At 71.9% G+C, this 18,177-nt stretch carries 18 protein-coding genes and 1 pseudogene; 11 read left to right on the top strand and 8 right to left on the bottom strand.

The genetic code is table 11. From position 1 onward, the window contains the following. Positions 1-11 precede the first annotated feature (11 nt). Positions 12-746, bottom strand: a complete 735-nt coding sequence (locus ABZU76_RS15515) for a transglycosylase family protein (protein WP_220242091.1) — start codon at positions 744-746, stop codon at positions 12-14. Between the two features lie 443 nt (positions 747-1,189). Between ABZU76_RS15515 and ABZU76_RS15510 the strand changes: the two genes are divergently transcribed. Further along, positions 1,190-1,795: a nitroreductase family protein gene (locus ABZU76_RS15510; RefSeq protein ID WP_354869482.1), complete on the top strand. Its 606-nt coding sequence runs from the start codon at positions 1,190-1,192 to the stop codon at positions 1,793-1,795. 4 nt (positions 1,796-1,799) lie between these two features. On the opposite strand, the gene ABZU76_RS15505 is transcribed toward ABZU76_RS15510, so the two are convergent. Continuing rightward, on the bottom strand, positions 1,800-2,528 hold the full coding sequence (locus tag ABZU76_RS15505) for an SDR family oxidoreductase (protein ID WP_354869479.1): 729 nt from the start codon (positions 2,526-2,528) through the stop codon (positions 1,800-1,802). A 79-nt stretch (positions 2,529-2,607) separates the two neighbouring features. Here ABZU76_RS15505 and ABZU76_RS15500 point away from each other — a divergent pair, with 79 nt between their 5' ends. The 4 genes from ABZU76_RS15500 to ABZU76_RS15485 all read left to right on the top strand — a co-directional run bounded on the left by ABZU76_RS15500 (position 2,608) and on the right by ABZU76_RS15485 (position 6,539). Beyond that, positions 2,608-3,303, top strand: coding sequence for a helix-turn-helix domain-containing protein (locus tag ABZU76_RS15500; RefSeq protein ID WP_354869477.1), 696 nt, complete (start codon positions 2,608-2,610; stop codon positions 3,301-3,303). Positions 3,304-3,416: 113 nt separating this feature from the next. After that, complete coding sequence (locus ABZU76_RS15495) at positions 3,417-4,907, top strand: glycosyltransferase family 39 protein (protein WP_354869474.1); 1,491 nt, start codon at positions 3,417-3,419, stop codon at positions 4,905-4,907. A 137-nt stretch (positions 4,908-5,044) separates the two neighbouring features. Continuing rightward, on the top strand, positions 5,045-5,671 hold the full coding sequence (locus tag ABZU76_RS15490) for a DedA family protein (protein WP_354869472.1): 627 nt from the start codon (positions 5,045-5,047) through the stop codon (positions 5,669-5,671). 31 nt (positions 5,672-5,702) lie between these two features. Then, a complete protein-coding gene (locus ABZU76_RS15485; protein WP_354869469.1) occupies positions 5,703-6,539 on the top strand; it encodes an undecaprenyl-diphosphate phosphatase in 837 nt (278 codons plus the stop codon). 23 nt (positions 6,540-6,562) lie between these two features. On the opposite strand, the gene ABZU76_RS15480 is transcribed toward ABZU76_RS15485, so the two are convergent. Beyond that, positions 6,563-7,669, bottom strand: coding sequence for a glycosyltransferase family 1 protein (locus ABZU76_RS15480; protein ID WP_354869466.1), 1,107 nt, complete (start codon positions 7,667-7,669; stop codon positions 6,563-6,565). 4 nt (positions 7,670-7,673) lie between these two features. Beyond that, positions 7,674-8,450 (bottom strand): hypothetical protein, encoded by a 777-nt coding sequence (locus ABZU76_RS15475; protein ID WP_354869464.1) that lies wholly within the window; start codon positions 8,448-8,450, stop codon positions 7,674-7,676. A 263-nt stretch (positions 8,451-8,713) separates the two neighbouring features. Between ABZU76_RS15475 and ABZU76_RS15470 the strand changes: the two genes are divergently transcribed. The 3 genes and pseudogenes from ABZU76_RS15470 to ABZU76_RS15460 form a co-directional block, all read left to right on the top strand. Beyond that, positions 8,714-10,354, top strand: coding sequence for an alkaline phosphatase family protein (locus tag ABZU76_RS15470; RefSeq protein ID WP_354869461.1), 1,641 nt, complete (start codon positions 8,714-8,716; stop codon positions 10,352-10,354). 104 nt (positions 10,355-10,458) lie between these two features. Then, positions 10,459-11,508 (top strand): glycosyltransferase, encoded by a 1,050-nt coding sequence (locus ABZU76_RS15465; protein WP_354869458.1) that lies wholly within the window; start codon positions 10,459-10,461, stop codon positions 11,506-11,508. After that, a pseudogene (locus ABZU76_RS15460) lies at positions 11,415-11,951 on the top strand (polysaccharide deacetylase family protein); the annotation flags it as partial. The gene ABZU76_RS15465 and the pseudogene ABZU76_RS15460, both read left to right, overlap by 94 nt. 159 nt (positions 11,952-12,110) lie before the next feature. On the opposite strand, the gene ABZU76_RS15455 reads toward ABZU76_RS15460, so the two are convergent. Genes ABZU76_RS15455 through ABZU76_RS15445 form a run of 3 tightly spaced genes read right to left on the bottom strand, consistent with a single transcriptional unit; the run spans position 12,111 to position 14,667 of the window. Continuing rightward, positions 12,111-13,118: a M56 family metallopeptidase gene (locus tag ABZU76_RS15455; RefSeq protein WP_354869455.1), complete on the bottom strand. Its 1,008-nt coding sequence runs from the start codon at positions 13,116-13,118 to the stop codon at positions 12,111-12,113. Positions 13,119-13,122: 4 nt separating this feature from the next. Further along, a complete protein-coding gene (locus ABZU76_RS15450; protein WP_220242080.1) occupies positions 13,123-13,482 on the bottom strand; it encodes a BlaI/MecI/CopY family transcriptional regulator in 360 nt (119 codons plus the stop codon). A gap of 27 nt (positions 13,483-13,509) precedes the next feature. Beyond that, entirely contained in the window at positions 13,510-14,667 is a 1,158-nt protein-coding gene (locus ABZU76_RS15445; protein ID WP_354869453.1) for a hypothetical protein, read from the bottom strand. A 191-nt stretch (positions 14,668-14,858) separates the two neighbouring features. Here ABZU76_RS15445 and ABZU76_RS15440 point away from each other — a divergent pair, with 191 nt between their 5' ends. Both ABZU76_RS15440 and ABZU76_RS15435 read left to right on the top strand, forming a co-directional pair. Then, on the top strand, positions 14,859-15,551 hold the full coding sequence (locus ABZU76_RS15440; RefSeq protein ID WP_354869450.1) for a response regulator transcription factor: 693 nt from the start codon (positions 14,859-14,861) through the stop codon (positions 15,549-15,551). A gap of 4 nt (positions 15,552-15,555) precedes the next feature. Continuing rightward, positions 15,556-16,827: a HAMP domain-containing sensor histidine kinase gene (locus ABZU76_RS15435; protein ID WP_354869448.1), complete on the top strand. Its 1,272-nt coding sequence runs from the start codon at positions 15,556-15,558 to the stop codon at positions 16,825-16,827. A gap of 115 nt (positions 16,828-16,942) precedes the next feature. Here ABZU76_RS15435 and ABZU76_RS15430 read toward each other — a convergent pair whose 3' ends face one another. Continuing rightward, positions 16,943-17,215 carry a hypothetical protein gene (locus tag ABZU76_RS15430; RefSeq protein WP_354869446.1) on the bottom strand — a complete coding sequence of 91 codons (273 nt, stop codon included), beginning with the start codon at positions 17,213-17,215 and terminating at the stop codon, positions 16,943-16,945. Between ABZU76_RS15430 and ABZU76_RS15425 the strand changes: the two genes are divergently transcribed. Further along, on the top strand, positions 17,214-18,116 hold the full coding sequence (locus tag ABZU76_RS15425) for an LLM class flavin-dependent oxidoreductase (RefSeq protein WP_354869444.1): 903 nt from the start codon (positions 17,214-17,216) through the stop codon (positions 18,114-18,116). The genes ABZU76_RS15430 and ABZU76_RS15425 overlap by 2 nt on opposite strands. Positions 18,117-18,177: the final 61 nt, after the last annotated feature.

Here is an 18,177-nt window from a genome sequence, read left to right as displayed (position 1 = left end):
CGGACGGGGGGTCACTTCGTGGCGATCTTCTGCCCGACCAGGATCAGGTCGGCATCGGGGACGTACGCCGAGTTCAGCTGCTGCAGGTGCTGCCAGCCACCGGCGATGCCGGTGCGCGCGGCGATGCCCGACAGGGTGTCGCCCGCGACGACGGTGTAGTCGCCGTTGGGGTTCGACCGCGTCGCGCCGGCCGCGGGCGTGCTCTTGACCTGCGGCTTCGCCTGCTGCTTGACCTGCGGCTTCGCCTTGGCCTTGAGCTGGGTCTTCGCCTGGGGCTTGGCCGCCTTGGCCTTGCTGCGGCCGGTGGCGGCGCCGCTGTCGGCGGACCCGGTGCTCAGCTGGCCCGAGAACGAGCCGAAGCCGGCCGGGCCGGAGCCCGTGCTGCACTCCCACGGCGCCGAACCCGACCTGGCGTAGATCCGGTCCGCGACGACCTGCTGCTGGGCGGGGGAGGCCTTGTCCGCGGTCGGGGCGAACTGGCCGCCACCGTTGGCGAGCCAGGTTCCGGTCACGATCTGGAACAGACCGGCCGGGCGTCCGGCGCGCTGGCCGGCCGCGGTGTTGTTGACCGCGGTCGGGTTGCCGGAGCTCTCGCACTTGACCAGTCCGGCCTGCCCGGGGAAGGCGTTGGCCGTGCCGGCGCTGACGAGGCCGATGCCGCCGAGCGCGGCGCTCGCGAGAGCCGCGGTCGCGCCGGTGCGTTTCAGGACGGTTTTGGTGTGGCTGGGTTTGCTGTGTCGCCCCACGGGGGTGGGCTCCTTCGTTTTCACACCGCGCGCCCGGCTCCGCGGCCAGGGGAGGGCCGCGTCTGCCGGAGTCTCGCGGTGGCTTCCGGCCGCTGATCCTCGGGGGTGGATCGCAGGTCACCGCGAAAGCACGAGAAGGTTAAGAACAAGCAACGACATGTGTACAGACTCCGTGGGAAGCGACACAGATCATCAACGCGCGTAGTGGTGAGGCAACAGTGTGTCATGTCAGGTGGTGGTCAATTGGTGAGTAGATCTTGGCTTTGCCGCAACGAAATTCGCTCGACAAGACGTCGATTCGGCACGAAATCGGTAACGGCGAAAAATTTCCCACTTCACCCATAGACTGCCAATCAGCACTAGTTTTCGACTCCGATGCGCTCGGGTGTTCCGTCTCGGCGAAACGCAGGCGGGCGCGGTGGATCTTGCGCCATGCTGATCACATGGAATTCTCCGAGGTTCTGCGCCACCGCCGGATGGTCCGGGCCTACCGGCCCGAGCCCGTGCCCGAAGACGTCCTGCGTCGCGTGGTGCGGGTGGTCCGCCGCGCGCCGAGTGCGGGTTTCAGCCAGGGGCACCGGCTCGCGGTGATCACGGCGCCCGACGTCCGCGCCCGCATCGCCGAGATCGCCGAGAAGCCGTACCTCGACCTCGGCCTCCCGGCGTGGATCTCCGAGGCGCCCGTGCACATCGCCGTCGGGATCCGGGAGGCGTCCTACCACGAGCGCTACCAGGAAGCCGACAAAACCGACGACGACGGCGCGGAAGGGGAGTGGACCGTCCCGTACTGGTGGTTCGACAGCGGCGCGCTGCTGTCGCTGCTTCAGCTCGCCGCCACCGACGAGGGCCTCGCCACGGGCTTCTTCGGCCCCGGCGAGCGGGCCCAGTTCGAGGCGGTCCACGCCCTCACCGGCTTCCCGGAAGACGTGTCGCTGACGGGCGTCCTGACGCTCGGCTACTCGGCCGAAGACCCGGGCGCGCCACCCAGCGGGAGTGCGGGAAAGCGTCAGAAGCTGCCGCTGGACGAGCTGATCACCTGGCGGACCTGAGCCGTCAGATCAGGTTCAGGCCACCGTCGACGGTCAGCACGGCGCCGGTCGTGTACGGGCTGTTCAGCAGGCTCAGCACGGCGGCCGCCGCGTCTTCGGGTGCGCCCAGCCGGCTCAGTGGCGCCCGCTCGCCGACGGTGTCGCGCAGGTCCGTCCAATCGTGGGTGAGCGGGGTGTCGATGTAGCCGGGGGCGATCGCGTTGACGCGGATCTCGGGCGCCAGCGCGACCGCGAGCAGCTTGGTCAGGTGGATCAGCCCGGCTTTGCTGACCGCGTACGGGATCGAGCTGCCGCTCACGGTGAGCCCGGCCACCGATGCCACGCTGACGATCGCGCCGCGAGTGGCTCGCAACGCGGGCGCCGCGGCACGCGAGAGGTGCCAGGGACCGAGCAGGTTGACGCCGAGGACCTGGTCCCACCATTCGTCCGGCACGGCGTCGAGGTCCCGGTGCGGGATCTGCCGCGCGATGCCGGCGTTGTTCACGACCACGTCGAGCCGTCCCCACCGCTCGACGGCCGCGGCCACCAACTTCGGCGCCACCCCGGGGTCGGAGATGTCGCCGTCCACGTACACGGCGTCCGGAAGCTCCGCGACGAGCGCGTCGCCCGCCTCGGGTTTGCCGAAATCGTGCACCACGACGCGGTGCCCCTGCCCGGCCAGCGCGCGGCACACGGCGGCGCCGATGCCCCCGGCCGCGCCGGTCACCAGCGCCACCGGGCTCTTCGTCGTCACGTGACGGCTCCCTTCGTTCTCGCCGCATTGTAATGCGCTGACTATTGACTGACCCAGTCAGTCAATCAATACTGGGCCCGTGCGAGGGAGAGTGCCGGCGCGGCCGGTGGGGGAGATCGCCGAGGCGGCGGCCCGGGTGTTCATGACCAAGGGCTACCAGGCGGCCGGGGTGTCCGACGTGTCCGCGGCCCTCGGGCTGAGCCACGGCGCGGTCTACACCTACGCCAAGAGCAAGGAAGCGTTGCTGTACCTGGCTTTGCTGCGCCTGATCCGGCCGGACGCGCTGGACACGCTGGCCACCCCGGTGCCCACGCCGACGCCGGAGGAGATCGTGGCGCTGATCGACGGCTGGGCCGACGACAGCGGCCTCCCCGCGCTGGCCGCGTCCGCCGGCCGCCGGCAGCGACCCGTTGCCGACGAGCTCGGCGCGATCGTCGACGAGCTCTACGGCTTCATCGAACGCAACCGCCACCTGCTCGCCCTCGTCGAACGATGCGCGGCGGACCTGCCCGAGCTCGCGCAGTACTACTTCGTGCAACGGCGCCGCGGCATGCTCGACACCCTCGCCGACTACCTCACCCGGCGGATCCGCTCCGGCGCGCTGAGCGCCGTCCCCGACGTGCCGGCCGCGGCGCGCTTCATCGTCGAGACTATCGCGTGGTTCGCCTGGCACCGCCTCGGCGACCCCGACTCCGCCCGCCTCGACGACGACGCCTGCCGGGCCACGGTCCGCCATCTGGTGCTGGCCGCGTTCGTACCCCGTCCCTCGTCCTGACGTGAACGTCGAGATGTCCTTCGCGACAAGGGAAAGTCCGCGAGGGACAGACCGGCCGTCCATGCCTGCAGTGTTCGTGCCCCGTCCCCGTCCTGACCGGAAGGCGAGAAGCCATGCATGACACGGGAAAGCTCGAAACCGACAGGCCGGCCGCCCGAGCCGAGCGGCTGGCGTGGCGCCCGGTACTCGCGGTGGTCGCCGTGGCCGGAGTTGTGCACCTGGCGGTGGCGGCGCGCTTCGGCTGGCACCGCGACGAGTTCTACTACGTGGTCTCCGGCCGGCACCTCGCGTGGGGCTACCCGGACCAACCGCCGCTGACGCCGTTGCTGGCGCGGCTGGCCGCCGACCTGCCGGGTGGTGTCCTGCCCCTGCGGCTGCTCGCGATCGCCGCGCAGCTGGGCTGCGTCCTGCTGGCCGCCAAGCTCGCGGCGGAGTTCGGCGGCCGCGCTCGTGCCCAGACCATCACGGCCGCGGCGATCGCGGCGTGTCCCGTGTTCGTCGCCGGCTCGATGTTGTTCGGCACGACGGTGACGGACCAGCTGGCCTGGGCCGCGGTGTTCGTCACGGTGGCGAGAGCGCTGCGGTCGGGCACCGTCCGCGCGTGGCTCCTGGCCGGCGCGGTGGCCGGGATCGGGCTGGAGAACAAGTACACCGTCGGGGTGCTGCTGCTCGGTGTCGTCGTGGGGTTGGCCCTGTTCCGGCGCACTGTGCTGCGGACCCTCGGGCCCTGGCTGGCCGGTGCGCTGGCCGCGGTGCTGGTCGCGCCCAACGTGGTGTGGAACGCGCAGCACAGCTGGGCGCAGTTCCGCATGGCCGGCGTGCTCTCGGCCGAGCAGGGCGGGCCGCTGGGGGCGCTGCCGAACGTGCCGCTGCTGCTGCTGGTGCTCGCCGGCCCGCCGCTGATCGCCCTGTGGATCTTCGGGGTGCGGTGGCTGGCCGGGAACCGTGATCACCGGTGGGTGCTCGTCGTCGCGGTGACCGCCGTGGTCGTCTTCACCGCGGGCGGCGGCAAGAGCTACTACGCGGCGCCGGCCTTGATCGGCCTGTTCGCCGCCGGCGGGGTGTGGGCCGAAACCCGGTACGCGGTCACCCCACGGCGATGGCGGATCGCGATCGCGCTCTCGGGGGTGTTCGCGGTGCTGATCGGACTGCCCGTGTTGCCGGTGAGTGCGGAACGCGTGTTCGCCTCGGTCAACCCGCAGCTGGTGGAGACTTACGGCTGGCCCGATTTCGTCCGCCAAGTCACGGCCGTCGCCGACACCCTGCCGCCCGGCTCGAGCGTCTTCACCAGCAACTACGGCGAAGCCGGCGCCCTGACCCTCCTCGGCCCAGACGCGGGCCTGCGGCTGCCGGTTTCCAGCGCCCACAACGGCTACCTCCTGTGGGGCCCGCCGGTGGGCACCCCGGACACCGTGCTGTGCGTGGGGGAATGGGGCCCGGACTACCTGCGCCGCTTCTGGTCCGACGTCCGCGAGATCGCGCCCATCACCACCCCCGGCGGCGTCGCGAACGAAGAAACCACGAACCACGCGGCGATCTACCTGTGCCGCCAACCCCACGGCACCTGGGCGCAGCTGTGGCCGGGACTCAGCCATCTCGACTGAGCGCCTCAGCGGCTGCAGCTGGGCGCGGTGACGCGCGAGCCTTTCTCCGGGATGGGGGCTGATCGCCGTTAAAACGACAGTGGTGTAGAAATACTACATCGTTGTCGAAGATCTGGGCCTCCGGGGAAGGCGGCTGCATGAATCCGTTGAGCGCGACGTCGTGGCTCTCGAGCCTCGGCACGGCGGGGGTGTTCCTCGTGCTGTTCGCCGAAACCGGTTTGCTGATCGGGTTTTTCCTGCCTGGTGACTCGTTGCTGTTCACCGCCGGGCTGTTCTGCACCACGAGCGCCACGGCGGCGGTCCACCTGTCTCTGCCGCTGGTGCTGGTGGCCGCGGTCGCCGGTGCGCTGCTGGGGGCGCAGGCCGGGTTCGTGCTGGGCCGCCGCGGGGGCCGGGCGTTGCTGGCGCGGACGGGCAACGCGCATCTGCATCGGGGGATGAGCCGGGCCGAGGAGTTGTTCACGCGTTACGGCCATGCGAAGGCGATCGTCCTGGCCCGGTTCATCCCGGTCGTGCGGACTGTGCTGAACCCGCTCGCGGGCGTTCTCGACGTGCCCGCGCGGACGTTCACGCTGTGGCAGGTCCTGGGTGGGCTGTTGTGGTCGGTCGGGGTCACGGTCGCCGGGTATCTTCTCGGGGCGAGCATCCCGGGGATCGACCAGTACTTGCTGCCGATCATCGCGCTCGTGGTGATCGTTTCGCTGATCCCGCTGGCGCTCGAGGTTCTCCGGAGCCGCAAGCAGAGCCGCGGCGCCGGTTCCTGATGTTCTCGTCGCACGACAAAGGAAAAACGAAGTGAGCGCGATCGACCTCGGCCAGTCCGTGATCCTCGGGATCGTGGAAGGCTTGACCGAATTCCTGCCCGTGTCCTCCACGGGGCACCTCAAGATCGCTGAAGGGCTGCTCGGCATCCCCGTCGACGAGCAGTCCGTGGTCGGGTTCACCGCGGTGATCCAGGTCGGTGCCATCGCCGCGGTGCTGGTGTATTTCTTCCGCGACATCGTGCGGTTCGCGGCCGCGTGGGGTCGCGGGCTGGTCAACGCGCGGGCGCGCCAGGAGCACGACTACAAGTTCGCGTGGTGGGTCATTCTCGCCACGATCCCGATCGTGGTCGCGGGGTTGTTGTTCCAGTCGCTGGTGAAGGGGCCGCTGGCGTCGTTGTGGGTGGTCGCGATCTCGCTCATCGCGGGCAGCGGGATCATGTGGGCGGCGGACCGGTTCGGGGCGGGTAAGCGCGGCGAGGCCGACACGACGTTCGCCGACGCGATGCTGGTCGGCTCGTCGCAGATCCTCGCGCTGCTGTTCCCTGGGTTTTCCCGTTCCGGCGCGACGATCTCGACCGGTCTGCTGCGGGGCCTGGACCGGGTCGCGGCCACGAGGTTGTCGTTTTTCCTGTCGATCCCGGCACTGACCGGCGCCGGCCTGTACGAGCTGAAGGACGCGCTCGGCGGCGGCCTGGACGTGCTGCCGCTCGTGGTCGGGACGGTCGTGTCGTTCGTCGTGGCCTACGCGGCGATCGCGTGGCTGCTGAAGTTCGTCGCGGCGCACACGTTCACGGCGTTCGTGATCTACCGGCTCGTGGTGGGGGTCGCGCTGCTGGCCGCGCTGACGTCGGGCGTGCTGTCGGCCTGAGCCGCGCCGGGCCGGCGTGGGAGTCAGGACGCGCGCAACCGGCGGGCCGGAGTGGTCCGGCGGCGGCCCAAGCCGATCGTCTCGGCGTACAGCGCCAGCAGCTGTTCCGTGGCCGTGCCCCACCCGGACCCGGCGGCGTGGCGGCGTGCCTCGGTGCGGTGGTCGGCGCTCAGCAGCGTGCGGGCGTGGGCGGGCAGGTCGGCCGGCCGGTCGACGGGGAAGAACTCGGCGGCCGTGGTGCCGGAGAGCGTCGAGCGCGCTGCGGGGCTTTCGGCGGCGAGCACGGGCAGGCCGCTGGCGAGGGCCTCCAGCAGAACGAGGCCGAGAGTGTCCGTTGTGGACGGGAAGACGAACAGGTCTGCCGTGCGGTAGGCCTCGGCGAGCGCGTCTCCGTGGAGCGTGCCGGTGAAGACCGTGCCCGCCGGCAGGGTGCGTTCGAGGTGGGCGCGGGCCGGGCCGTCGCCGACGAGCACCAGACGGAAGCCCTCGGCCAGTGGCGCGAGCCGGTGCAGGCCTTTCTCCGAGGCCAGCCTGCCGACGTAGAGCGCGACCGGGCGGCCGGCGGTGTGCCGGCTCGGCGCGGGGCGGAAGCGCTCGAGGTCGACGCCGCGCGGCCACAGGCGGACCCGCTCGATGCCGTGGCGCGCCAGGTCTTCGACCGACGCGCTCGACGTCGCGAGGTTGAGGTGCGCGCGCCGGTGCAGGGCTCGAAGCAGTGTCCAGATCAGCGGCACGGCCGCGCCGAGCCGGTAGTGACGCGCGTAGCGGGCGATGTCCGTGTGGTACGAAGCGACGATCCGCCTGTCCTGTTGCCGCGCGGCGAGCAGCCCCGCGACGCCGAGCAGTACCGGGTTGACCAGATGCACCACGTCGGTGTCGAACTCGCGCAGGTGGTCGGCGACGCGGGGGAGCGGCAGGCCCCAGCGTTTGCCGCCGTAGAGGAACTTCGCACCGACGGTCGGGACGGTGCGTACCCGCGCGCCGGCGAGGCCGCTCGGGCCGCCGGCTTCCGGGGCGATCACCAGCACGTCGTGGCCCCGCGCGTGCAGTTCGCGCACGGTGGCGACGAGCCTGGTCACGATCCCGTCGGTGGACGGCAGCCACGTCTCGGTCACGAACGCGATGCGCACGGTGTCACCGGGTCCGTCGGCCGGCAGCGCGCGTCGCGCCCACGAGCGCCGCGATCACCAGCAGCAGAGCGAGGCTCACCGGACCGGTGCCCAGTCCGACGCCGCCGCGCTCGGGCCCGACGCCGAGCCAGTCGGCGAACGAGGCGCCCAGCGGCCGGGTCAGGACGTAGGCGGCCCAGAACGTCGCGACGGCCCCGAGGCCCGCGAACCGACGGGCCAGTGGCGGGACGGTGATGACAACCGCGAACACCAGTCCCGAGCCGAGGTAGCCGAGGCGCAGCGTCGTGGCGGTGAGGTCGCCGAGCGCGGTGCCGAGCGCGAAGGTCGTGCCGACGGCGAGCCAGTAGCACGCCTCGCGCCGCGGCGTGGTGATGTCGTGAATGGACAGAGTGTGTTCGAAGCGGTGCCACAGCAGGAAAACGACGGCAAGCGCGACCGCGAACACGCCCGCCGACACCGCGTAGGGCACGCCGAAGCCGACGTGGGCCGCGTCGGCGGCCATCGTGCCGAACACGCTCACCAGCACCACGGTCGTCCAGTACAGCCACGGGCGGTACGCGCGGGACCGGAACTGCGCGGTGAGCGCGCCGGCGAGCACGAGGCCCGCCCCGGCCACCGCGATCACGGGATCCACGGTGTGGGCGAAGAAATCGCTCGTCGTCTCGCCGACGCCGGTCGTGAGCACTTTGATCACCCAGAACAGGGCGGTGACTTCCGGGACCTTGCTCGCCGGGCGGCGCCCAGCACGAGGACCGCCGCCGCTCAGTTCCGCTGTCGTCATGGGGAAATTCTCCCAGGTGCCGAGTTTCTTCCCGACACCGGAATGATTGTTCCTTCGATGTTCTCGATGATTGTTTTGCCGGTTTACCGCTTGCGGAAAAATTGCTTCCGGCAAACCTTCCGCTAACCTTCAAGACGGTATCTTGTCGCCGGTTTTCCCTGCTGCATCCGGAAAGTAATTTCACGCTTTGTTCTCTCCGGCGTTTCCCGGAGTCCTCTTCCGGGGCTTGGAATACCCCGGGCGCCGCAGCCGGCGGGCGCCGGATGACAGGAGGAAGATCCGTGTCGCGTACTCCTTTGTTCGCTCTTCTCGCCGCCGCGGGATTGTTCGCCACGGCGGTGCCCGCCGCCGCGGCGCCGCCCGAGCAGCGCCACGTGCTGCTCGTCTCGGTCGACGGCATGCACCAGTCGGACCTCGCCTGGTACACCGCGGCCCACCCGCACTCGGCGCTCGCGAGCCTGGTGGCGCACGGCACGCAGTACACGCACGCGAACACGCCCGTGCCCTCGGACTCGTTCCCCGGCCTCGTCGCCCAGGTCACCGGCGGCAACCCCGCGACGACCGGCGTGTACTACGACGCCACCTACAACCACGCGCTGCTGCCCGCGGGCACCACGAACTGCGCCGGCGGGAAACCGGGCGCGGTCGTGGACTACACCGAGGATCTCGACCTCGACAAGAGCTCCGTCGACGCCGGGCAGGGTCTCGCCGGTCTGCCCGGCAGCGTGCTGAAGATGACCGGGAACCCGCGCACGCTCATCGACCCGGCGAAGCTGCCGGTCGACCCGCGAACGTGCAAACCTGTTTACCCGCACCAGTACCTTCAGGTGAACACGGTCTTCGAGGTGGCTCGCCAGGCCGGGTTGCGCACCGCGTGGTCGGACAAGCACCCCGCCTACGAAATGCTGAACGGCCCGTCCGGCATCGGCGTCCAGGACCTGTTCACGCCGGAGATCAACAGCCAGGTGCCCGGCGGCGGGTCCGGAGCGGACTGGACCACGGACAACGCAGCGACCCAGCGCTACGACTCGTACAAGGCCCGCGCGGTGCTCAACGAGATCGACGGCTACGACCACAGCGGCACCGCGAAGGTCGGCACGCCGGCGGTGTTCGGGCTGAACTTCCAGTCGGTGTCGACCGCGCAGAAGCTCCCCGTCTCCGGCGGTCAGGCCGGTGGGTACCTGGTCGGCGGCGCGCCCGGCCCGGTCGTGCGCTCGGCGCTGGACTTCGTGGACCGGCAGCTCGGTGCGTTCACGGCGGAACTCAAGCGGCGTGATCTCGACCGCAGCACGACCATCGTGTTGTCCGCCAAGCACGGTCAGTCGCCGATCGACCCGAACGCGCTGACCCGCATCGACGACGGCGCCCTGCTCGACGGGCTCAACGCGGCGTGGCGCGCGGCCCACCCGGGCGCGGCCGACCTCGTGGCCCAGTCGACCGACGACGACGCGCTGCTGCTCTGGCTCACCGACCCCTCGGCCGCGGCCACGACGTTCGCGAAGAACTACTTCCTGGCCCAGTCCGGCACGGGCAACGGGGTCTCCGGCGCGCCGAAGCCGTTCGTCCACTCCGGACTGACGACCGTCCACGCGGGAGCCGACGCGGCTCGGTACTTCGGCGTGCGCCCCGGCGACGACCGGGTGCCCGACCTCGTCGGGCTCACCGTGCCCGGTGTGGTGTTCACCGGCGGGCAGTCGAAGATCGCCGAACACGGCGGCGCCGCCGCCGACGACCGGTCCGTCCCCCTGGTCGTCGGCGGCACCGGTCGTGGGCGGAGCGTCGGCGCCGCGGTGGAGACCACACAGATCGCGCCGACGATCCTGCGGCTGCTGCGCCTCGACCCGCGGTCGCTCGCGGCGGTGCGCGCGGAAGGCACCCGCGTGCTGCCGGAACTCGGCCGGTAGCGGGGCCGGCGCCCGCGCCGCGCGTGCGGGCGCCGGAGACCGGACGAAACAGGCGCCGGCGCACCCGGAAGCCTCGACTGACTACATGAATGTAGATTTACTACATGCCTGTAGAAATTTACGAAGGCGATCGAGTGGTGATCGTGTCCGCGCGGGTCGGCGCCGGACACGACGGTGCGGCGCGGGAGCTCGCCCGATGGCTGGCCGAGCGGGGAGTGCGCGCCGACCGCGTCGACTTCCTCGACCTGCTGCCGGGCCGGCTCGGGCAGACGCTGTGCGGCGCCTACCACCGGCAGCTGCAGGTCGCCCCGCGCAGCTGGGACTGGCTGCTCGGGGCGCTCGGCTCACCGGCGCTCGCGGCGACTGCCCGGCGGCTCGCGGCGCTCGCGTCCGCCGGACTGGCCGAGGTGGTGGGCGACGACGCCCGGCTGGTCGTGTCGACCTACCCGCTCGCGACGCACGCGGCGGCGTACCTGCGGGCGCGCGGACGGCTCGCGCCGGGGCTCGTGGCGTACCTGACGGATCCCTCGGTGCACCGGCTGTGCGTGAGCGCGCAGGCCGACCTGACCGTGGCACCCAACGAGACCGCGGCACGGCAGGCGCGAGCCTGGGGCGCGGGCCGCGTGCTGGTCGCGCCGCCGCTGGTCGCGCCCGCATTCCGGCCGGTCGCCGGCACGGCCGAGCGGACACGGCTGAGGTTCGCGCACGGCCTGCCCGCGGATCGCGCGCTGGCCCTGGTCGTCTCCGGGTCCTGGGGTGTCGGCGAGGTCGAGCGGACGGTCGCCGATCTGCGCGCCGACGGCTCGGCCGAGCCCGTGGTCGTCTGCGGACGCAACGACGCGTTGCGCGAACGCCTGCGCAGCGCCGGCCTCCGGCACGTGTTCGGCTGGGTGGACACGATGGCCGACCTGATGCGCGCGTGCGACGTCGTGGTCCAGAACGCAGGCGGGCTCACGACTTCCGAAGCCCTCGCGACGGGGCTGCCGGTGCTGACCTACCGCTGCCTGCCCGGCCACGGCCGCGCCAACGCCGCCGTGCTGGACCAGGAGGGCACGGTGCCGTGGGTGCGGACGCCGGACGCACTCGGCCCGGCGGTGCGTGCCGCGCTGGCCGGGGAAATCGCGCCGGCACTGCCGGTCGAGGTGGCCGGGTGATCCGCGCGGCGGCTCTGGCCGCGCTCGCCGGCCACGCCGCTCCGGCCGCGCTGTTCTTGCCGGCCCTGCGCTCCGCTGCGCTGGCGGGAGTGGGCGACCCCGGCCACGTCGCGCTCACGTTCGACGACGGGCCGCATCCCCGCTCGACGCCGCGTTTCCTCGCGTTGCTGGCGAAAACCGGGACGCGGGCGACGTTTTTCGTGCTCGGCCGTGAGCTCGCCCGTTGCCCGGAGCTCGGACGCGAGATCGTCGCCGCCGGGCACGAGGTCGCGGTGCACGGCTGGGACCACCGCTGTTTCCTGCGCCGTTCGCCCTCGGGCCTGCACGACGACCTCGCGCGCACGGCCGAGCTGATCGCCGAGGTCACCGGCGTCCGGCCGCAGTGGCTGCGGGCGCCCTACGGGGTGTTTTCGACGAACTCCCTGATCACCGCGCGGAAGCTGGGCCTGCGTCCGGTGCTGTGGACGACCTGGGGGTTCGACTGGTCCGCCCGCGCGACCCCGGCGTCGGTGGCCGCGACAGTCCACAAGGGACTTCGCCCCGGCGGCACGATCCTGTTGCACGACTCCGACGTCGCTTCCTCGACCGTCGGTTCGTGGCGCTCAGCGCTCGGCGCACTCCCGGCGATCCTGGCTGGCTGCGCGGACCGCGGCCTCGCGGTGGGGCCGCTGCGCGACCACGGAGCCGGAAACGCACGAGGCCAGCTGGGCGGCCTCGATGTCGGCGTGCAACGAGATCGCGGCCTGCGCACCGGCACCGGCGGACCAGCCGCAACAGCCGAGCACCACGGCGACCGCCAGCCAGGTCAGCACAACGCGCGGGCGCGGCGGTGACACGGGGGCGTCGAGCAGCGCGCGCACCCGCTGCGGCACCGGGCCGCCGCCGGCGGCGAGCGCGTACGAGCCGTGCCCGCGGTCCGCCAGCGCGGCCTTGGCCACCGCCGTCGCGACCACGCGCCGGTCGCCGACGCAGGACGCGGCGGCTTCGTCGGCCCAGCGTTCCATCGCGAACCGGGCCGCCGCCGTCAGCGGGCGAACGAGCGGGTTCAGCGCCGCGGCGAGAACACCGACCGCGGCATAGCTCGGATGACGCAACCGCAGATGCGCCCTTTCGTGCTGCAGCAGGGCGGCCCGCTCGCCGGGTTCGAGCGCGGCGAGCATCCCCGTGGACACGGCGATGCGGCCGCCGCGCCCGGCGATGGCGAACGCCACGGGCTCCGCTCCCGGCAGGACCACAACGCCGCCTTCGCGGGAATGCTCGTCCAGCTCCGCGTGCACCCGCCGGTACCAACGCCAGTGGCGGTGGCACGCGTGCACAGCCGAGAGCGCCGCGGCGATCAGCAGCGCGCAGCAGACGATCGCCACCGGAATCGGCATGCCGGTGGTGAACGTCGCGGGAGTGAAGTGCCCGAGCTCGGCGACCACGGGCACCAGCGACAGCCCGGCGAAAGCACCCACGGCCAAAGCCCCGCTGCTGCCCGCCGCGAACACCAGTGCCAGGAACGTCAGCAGCCGCGTCGCGGCCCGCGGTGACAGCCGCGGCGCGAGCCAGCGGGCCACCGGCCACGACGCCACCGGAAGGACGAGCGGAACGAGCAGGCCGGCGCCCACGGTCTCACTCGCCTTTTCGGTCGTGCTGAAGGAGGTTGAGCAGCGCCTGCTCGTCGTCGGCCGACAGGTTCGACACGAACCGGGCCAGCACGCTCTCGCGGTTGGCCTCTCCGTCGAGTACGGCGCGCATCCGCCGCGCCGCCAGCCCCGGGGCGTCTTCCGCCGGGCTGTAGACGAACATGCGGCCCCGCTTCTCCCGCGTGACGACGTCCTTCTCGTAGAGGCGGGACAGGATCGTCACGACGGTGGTGTAGGCGAGCGTGTCGTCGCCGAGCCGTTGCCGCACGTCCGCCGCGGACGCCGCCCCGTGCTGCCAGAGCACGGCCAGCACTTCGGCCTCGAGCTCACCAGGTCCCCTGCGCATGGCCTGAATCTACACTGGTGTCGTAGTTCAGGGTGCCGTCGGCGGCCGGAACCGGAGCGACGTGGCGAAGAAGTCACGCTGGTCGGCCTGCAGGTAACGGGTGAGGTTGCCGGGCATCGTCGGCAGGAGCTTGTCCGGCGCGAGGCCCGGCGCGTCGGGGCGGTAGCTGGTGAAGGTGACCATCGGGGAGTGGATGTCGAGCTCCATGCCCTGCTGGATGCCGGCTTGGACCATGGCGTCGGCGAGGGTGTGCAGGGTGAGCCCGGTGCCGCCGACGTAGAGGAGGTTGCCGGCGCGGTCGGTGCCGAGGCCCGAGCGCCAGGTGTACTGGAACTGGTTCGACGCGCTGCCCCAATGGCCGGCCGGATTGAGGTCGAGGCCGGGCACGGGGGCGCCGTGGTCGATCACGAGGTCGAGGTTCTGGCGCACGGCGGTGAGGTTCGGGTTCATGGTGGCGTCACGGCCCCATTGGGCGACGGAGACGCGTCCGGTGTCGTCGATCACGACCGATGCCATGCCGTCGTGCAGGGGCGCGACTGTGGTGCCGTCGAGGTAGTAGCCGCCGTTGCAGTCCTTCAGCTTGAAACCGGAGTTGAACGCGGCGACGAGGGTGCCGCGCAGTTCGGCGGGAATCGCGGCCGGGCCGGGACCGCCGGGGTCTTTCGTGCCGGAGAACAATTGTGTGCGCACCAGTGACTGGTTCAGCCAAGCGACTCCGGCGACGACACTCGCGTGGGCGGGATCGGGTTGGAGGAAGGTCGTGTATTCGGCCACCTGGCCGCCGCTGCGCGCGCCCGGGAGCCATTCGCCCGCGCCGGCGGCCGCGCCCGGACCGACGGGCAGGTTCCGGGGGTGCGGACCCGCCCCGCCGGTCGCGGTGCCTCCGGTGGAGGGCAGGTCGCCGGGCGGCGGCGGTGCGCTCGAGGGCGGGTGCTGCGTGAACCACCAGTCCTCGACGGCGTTGACCACACCGCCGAGACCGAGGTCACGCAGCCAATCCACGGTCCGGACGGCGACGCTCGCGTCACCGGGATAGGTGAGCGCGTAGCCGTAGGTGCCGGCGGGGTAGGCCAGCAGGGCCGCGATCACCAGGAGCACGAGCCGGCGCCGGCGGCGCTTCGGCCGTGGGGCCAGGGGTGCCTGCGGGGACGGAACCGGGCGTGGGAAGGGCTGATCAGCGGACATGTCCGCAAGCTATTCCGGGCCTGGTGCACGCCCGGAAAGCCGCGGGTTAGCGAACGGGCAAAACGCATTCGACGGTGAACGGGAACGCATTTCACCCGGGTCGGAGGTAAGAAATGGTTCCAGTCAGGTTAGCGGAAGGCAAAATGATCGCCGCCCGCACCGAAACCCGGAAACACGGATATTCTCGGCGCATGGCCCGAGTTCTCCTCGTCGAAGACGATCGCACCATCGGTGAGGTCCTGCACACGAGCCTGGCCCAGCACGGGCACGAAGTCGCGTGGCACACCCACGGCCGCACCGCCCTGCACGACGCCGCGAATCAGCCGTGCGACCTGGTGCTGCTCGACCTCGGCCTGCCCGACCTCGACGGCACCGAGGTCTGCCGCGAGCTGCGCGGCGCGCTGCCTGCCTGCGTGATCGTGATGCTCACCGCGCGCGCCGACGAGATGGACGTGGTCGTCGGCCTCGAAGCGGGCGCCGACGACTACCTGGTCAAGCCCGTGCCGCTCGGCGAGCTGCACGCCCGCCTTCGGGCGCACCTGCGCCGCCATTCGACCGACCGGAGCCAGGGCGAGATCACGCTCGGCCGGCTGCGGATCGACCCGGCGGCGCGGCGGGTCACTGTGGACGGTACCGAGTTTCCCCTGCGGGCCAAGGAGTTCGAGCTTCTGCTGCGGCTGGCACAGGAACCGGGCAACGCCGTGAGCCGGGAGACGCTGATGGCCGACGTCTGGGACGCGCACTGGTTCGGCTCGACCAAAACGCTCGACGTCCACATCGCCACGCTGCGGCGCAAGCTGGCCCACGCGGGCGGGCCGGACCCGATGCCGGAGATCGCCACCCTGCGCCGGCACGGCTACCGGCTCGAGGAACCGGAAGGGTGAGCTCGTGCGCCGCCGCATCGTCCTGACGACGGTGCTCGCCGCGTTGGTCGCGATCGGGCTGTTCGGCGTCCCGCTCGCCGTCGCCGTGGCACGCTACTTCGTCACGGCCGAGCGTGCCGAGCTCGAACGCGCCGCCGACGCCTACGCGCTCGACGTCTCGGGCGACCTCCTGCGCCACCGCACGCCGGATCGCACTCCTGAGACCGAAGATCCCACCTCCGTCGCGGTCTACAGCCCCCAAGGCGCATTGCTCGCCGGCGTCGGCCCGCCCGCGCTCGCCCCGGCCGGGGAAACGGACGGCGTCGTCACCGCGGACACCGACGACGACCTCGTGGTGATCGTCCCGCTCGACGACGACGGAACGGTCGTCGCGCAAATCCGCGCCGCCACCTCGCGCACCGAGGTCTACTGGCACACCGGCCTGACCTGGCTCGGCATGGCCGGCCTGGCCGTCGTCGCGTTGCTGTCGGCGTACCTGGTGGCCCGCCGCCAGGCGCGTCGGCTGGCCCGCCCGCTCGAACAGCTTTCGGCGACCGCGCGCGACCTGGGCGACGGCGACTTCAGCATCCGCGCGGGCCGGGCCGGGATTCCCGAGATCGACTCGGTGGGCGAGTCCCTCGACTCCACGGCCGTCCGGCTCGACGACCTGCTCGCCCGTGAACGTGCCTTCTCCGCCGACGCGTCGCACCAGCTGCGCACCCCGCTCGCCGGCCTTCGCCTGCAGCTGGAGGCCGCGCTGGAGAACCCTCGCGCGAACCTGCGCGACGTGGTCCAGGCGGGCGTCGCGACGACCGGGCGGCTCGACCGGACCGTCACGGACCTGCTAGCCCTCGCCCGCGACACCCCGCCGGTGCGCGACGCCACCGCCGCGGCCGACGAGCTCGCAGCCCTCGAGCTGGAGTGGGCGCCCGCGCTGGCCGGGCCCGGACGCGAGCTCGTGCTGACCGTGGAACCCGTCGTCGCGGGCGCGCGGCTGTCCGGTCCGGTGCTGCGGCAGATCATGACCGTGCTCTTGGACAACGCGCTGCGCCACGGCGCCGGCACCGTCACGATCACTGCCCGCGACGCCGGCGGAGTGCTCGCGGTCGACGTCGCCGACGAAGGCGACGGGATCACCCCGGGCACGGACGTGTTCCACCGCCGCTCACCCGGCGCCCGCGGTACCGGGATCGGCCTCGCCCTCGCGCGCCGCCTGGCCGAGGCCGAAGGCGGGCGGCTGCGCCTGACGCGCCCGCGGCCGGCCGTCTTCACCCTGCTGTTGCCGCTGGAGCCCTGAGCCGAGGTAGCCGCGACGCGACCTTGGGGCCGGTGTCGTGAGAGAAACGGTCACCGCTGGGGTAGCGCCGACGCGTACTCCGTCAGCTCGGTGTGCCCGGTGTGGCCGGGCTTGGTCATCGCAGGATCGGTACCACGGCCGGGGTGACCAACAGCGCGCCGAACAGGTTGGTCTCGATCTGCGCGCGGGCCCGCTCCTCGCCGACCTCCTCGATGGCGCCGACACCCCGGTGCTGGACCTGTCCCTCGCCGCGGGCGCGCCGGTGACGGGCGCGCTGGTCGGACTGCTCGCCGGCCTGTACCCGGCGATGCGGGCGGCGCGAATGGAACCGGTGGAGGCGCCGCGTTCGGGCACCTGAGGCGCTCGTGGCCGTAGGATCGGTGATCATGAGGTACGCGATCGCGATTCCGCAGTACTACTCCGACGGCTCGTTCGATCCTGGTGCGTTCCGGGACTACCTGGTGCGCGCGCAGGAGGCAGGCTTCCACAGCGCGTGGACGCAGGAGGCCGTATTCGGCAGGCGCCCGCAGCTGAGCCCGATGGAGGCGATGACCTTCGCCGCCGCGTGCACCGACACCCTGCGCCTGGGCTGCACGGTGTTCGTGTCCACGCTGCACATCCCCGCGCAGCTGGCGAAGAGCACCAGCAGCCTCGACCAGCTGTCGCGGGGCCGGCTCGAGGTCGGCGTCGGCTCCGGCGGCAAGAACCGGCCGTTCCCGGCGTTCGGCATGCGGCCCGAGCGCTACCTGGCCCGGTTCACCGAAGGCGTCGAGCTCCTCAAACAGCTGTGGACACAGGACAGCATCGACCACGACGGCGAGTTCTGGCAGCTGTCCGGCGCGACGATCACACCCCGCCCGTTCCAGAAGCCGCACCCGCCGCTGTGGTTCGGCGGCAGCGGGCCGAAGGCGCTGAGGCGCGCCCTCGACCTGGGCACGGGATTCTTCGGCGCGGGCTCGACCCCGACGGCCGACTTCGCCGAGCAGGTGCGGTTCGTCCGGGCGCAACGCGATCGCCCGGACTTCGAGATCGCCAAACGCGTCTACCTCGCGGTCGAAGCCGACGCCACACGCGCCCGGGAACGCGTCAACGCCGAGCTCACCGCGCTCTACGGCGGCCTCCCGCCCGCCATCGAAGCGGCCGCGATCGCCGGCACCCCGGACGACTGCGTCCGCGCCGTCCGCGAGGTGATCGACGCCGGCGCCGAGCTCATCCTGTTCACCCCGCTGTACGACCAGGCCCGGCACGCGGACGTGATCGCGAAGGAGATCATCCCGGCCTTGAGGTGACCGTCACGTCGTTGCCCTGAAACGACTTCGCGGTTTTGGTGATCACCTTCGGTTGCCCTGC

Source organism: Amycolatopsis sp. NPDC005232, assembly GCF_040607795.1.
In the GTDB taxonomy this organism is placed as follows: Bacteria; Actinomycetota; Actinomycetes; order Mycobacteriales; family Pseudonocardiaceae; genus Amycolatopsis.
Note: the sequence above shows the minus strand (reverse complement) of the source record. Positions and strands in the feature narration are given on the sequence as shown.

Coding starts and splice junctions, on each gene's coding strand:
- ABZU76_RS15510 (WP_354869482.1), top strand. CDS start 1,190: ATGGAATTCTCCGAGGTTCTGCGCCACCGCCGGATGGTCCGGGCCTAC.
- ABZU76_RS15495 (WP_354869474.1), top strand. CDS start 3,417: ATGCATGACACGGGAAAGCTCGAAACCGACAGGCCGGCCGCCCGAGCC.
- ABZU76_RS15490 (WP_354869472.1), top strand. CDS start 5,045: ATGAATCCGTTGAGCGCGACGTCGTGGCTCTCGAGCCTCGGCACGGCG.
- ABZU76_RS15475 (WP_354869464.1), bottom strand. CDS start 8,450: ATGACGACAGCGGAACTGAGCGGCGGCGGTCCTCGTGCTGGGCGCCGC.
- ABZU76_RS15470 (WP_354869461.1), top strand. CDS start 8,714: ATGACAGGAGGAAGATCCGTGTCGCGTACTCCTTTGTTCGCTCTTCTC.
- ABZU76_RS15465 (WP_354869458.1), top strand. CDS start 10,459: ATGCCTGTAGAAATTTACGAAGGCGATCGAGTGGTGATCGTGTCCGCG.
- ABZU76_RS15450 (WP_220242080.1), bottom strand. CDS start 13,482: ATGCGCAGGGGACCTGGTGAGCTCGAGGCCGAAGTGCTGGCCGTGCTC.
- ABZU76_RS15445 (WP_354869453.1), bottom strand. CDS start 14,667: ATGTCCGCTGATCAGCCCTTCCCACGCCCGGTTCCGTCCCCGCAGGCA.
- ABZU76_RS15440 (WP_354869450.1), top strand. CDS start 14,859: ATGGCCCGAGTTCTCCTCGTCGAAGACGATCGCACCATCGGTGAGGTC.
- ABZU76_RS15425 (WP_354869444.1), top strand. CDS start 17,214: ATGAGGTACGCGATCGCGATTCCGCAGTACTACTCCGACGGCTCGTTC.
- ABZU76_RS15430 (WP_354869446.1), bottom strand. CDS start 17,215: ATGATCACCGATCCTACGGCCACGAGCGCCTCAGGTGCCCGAACGCGG.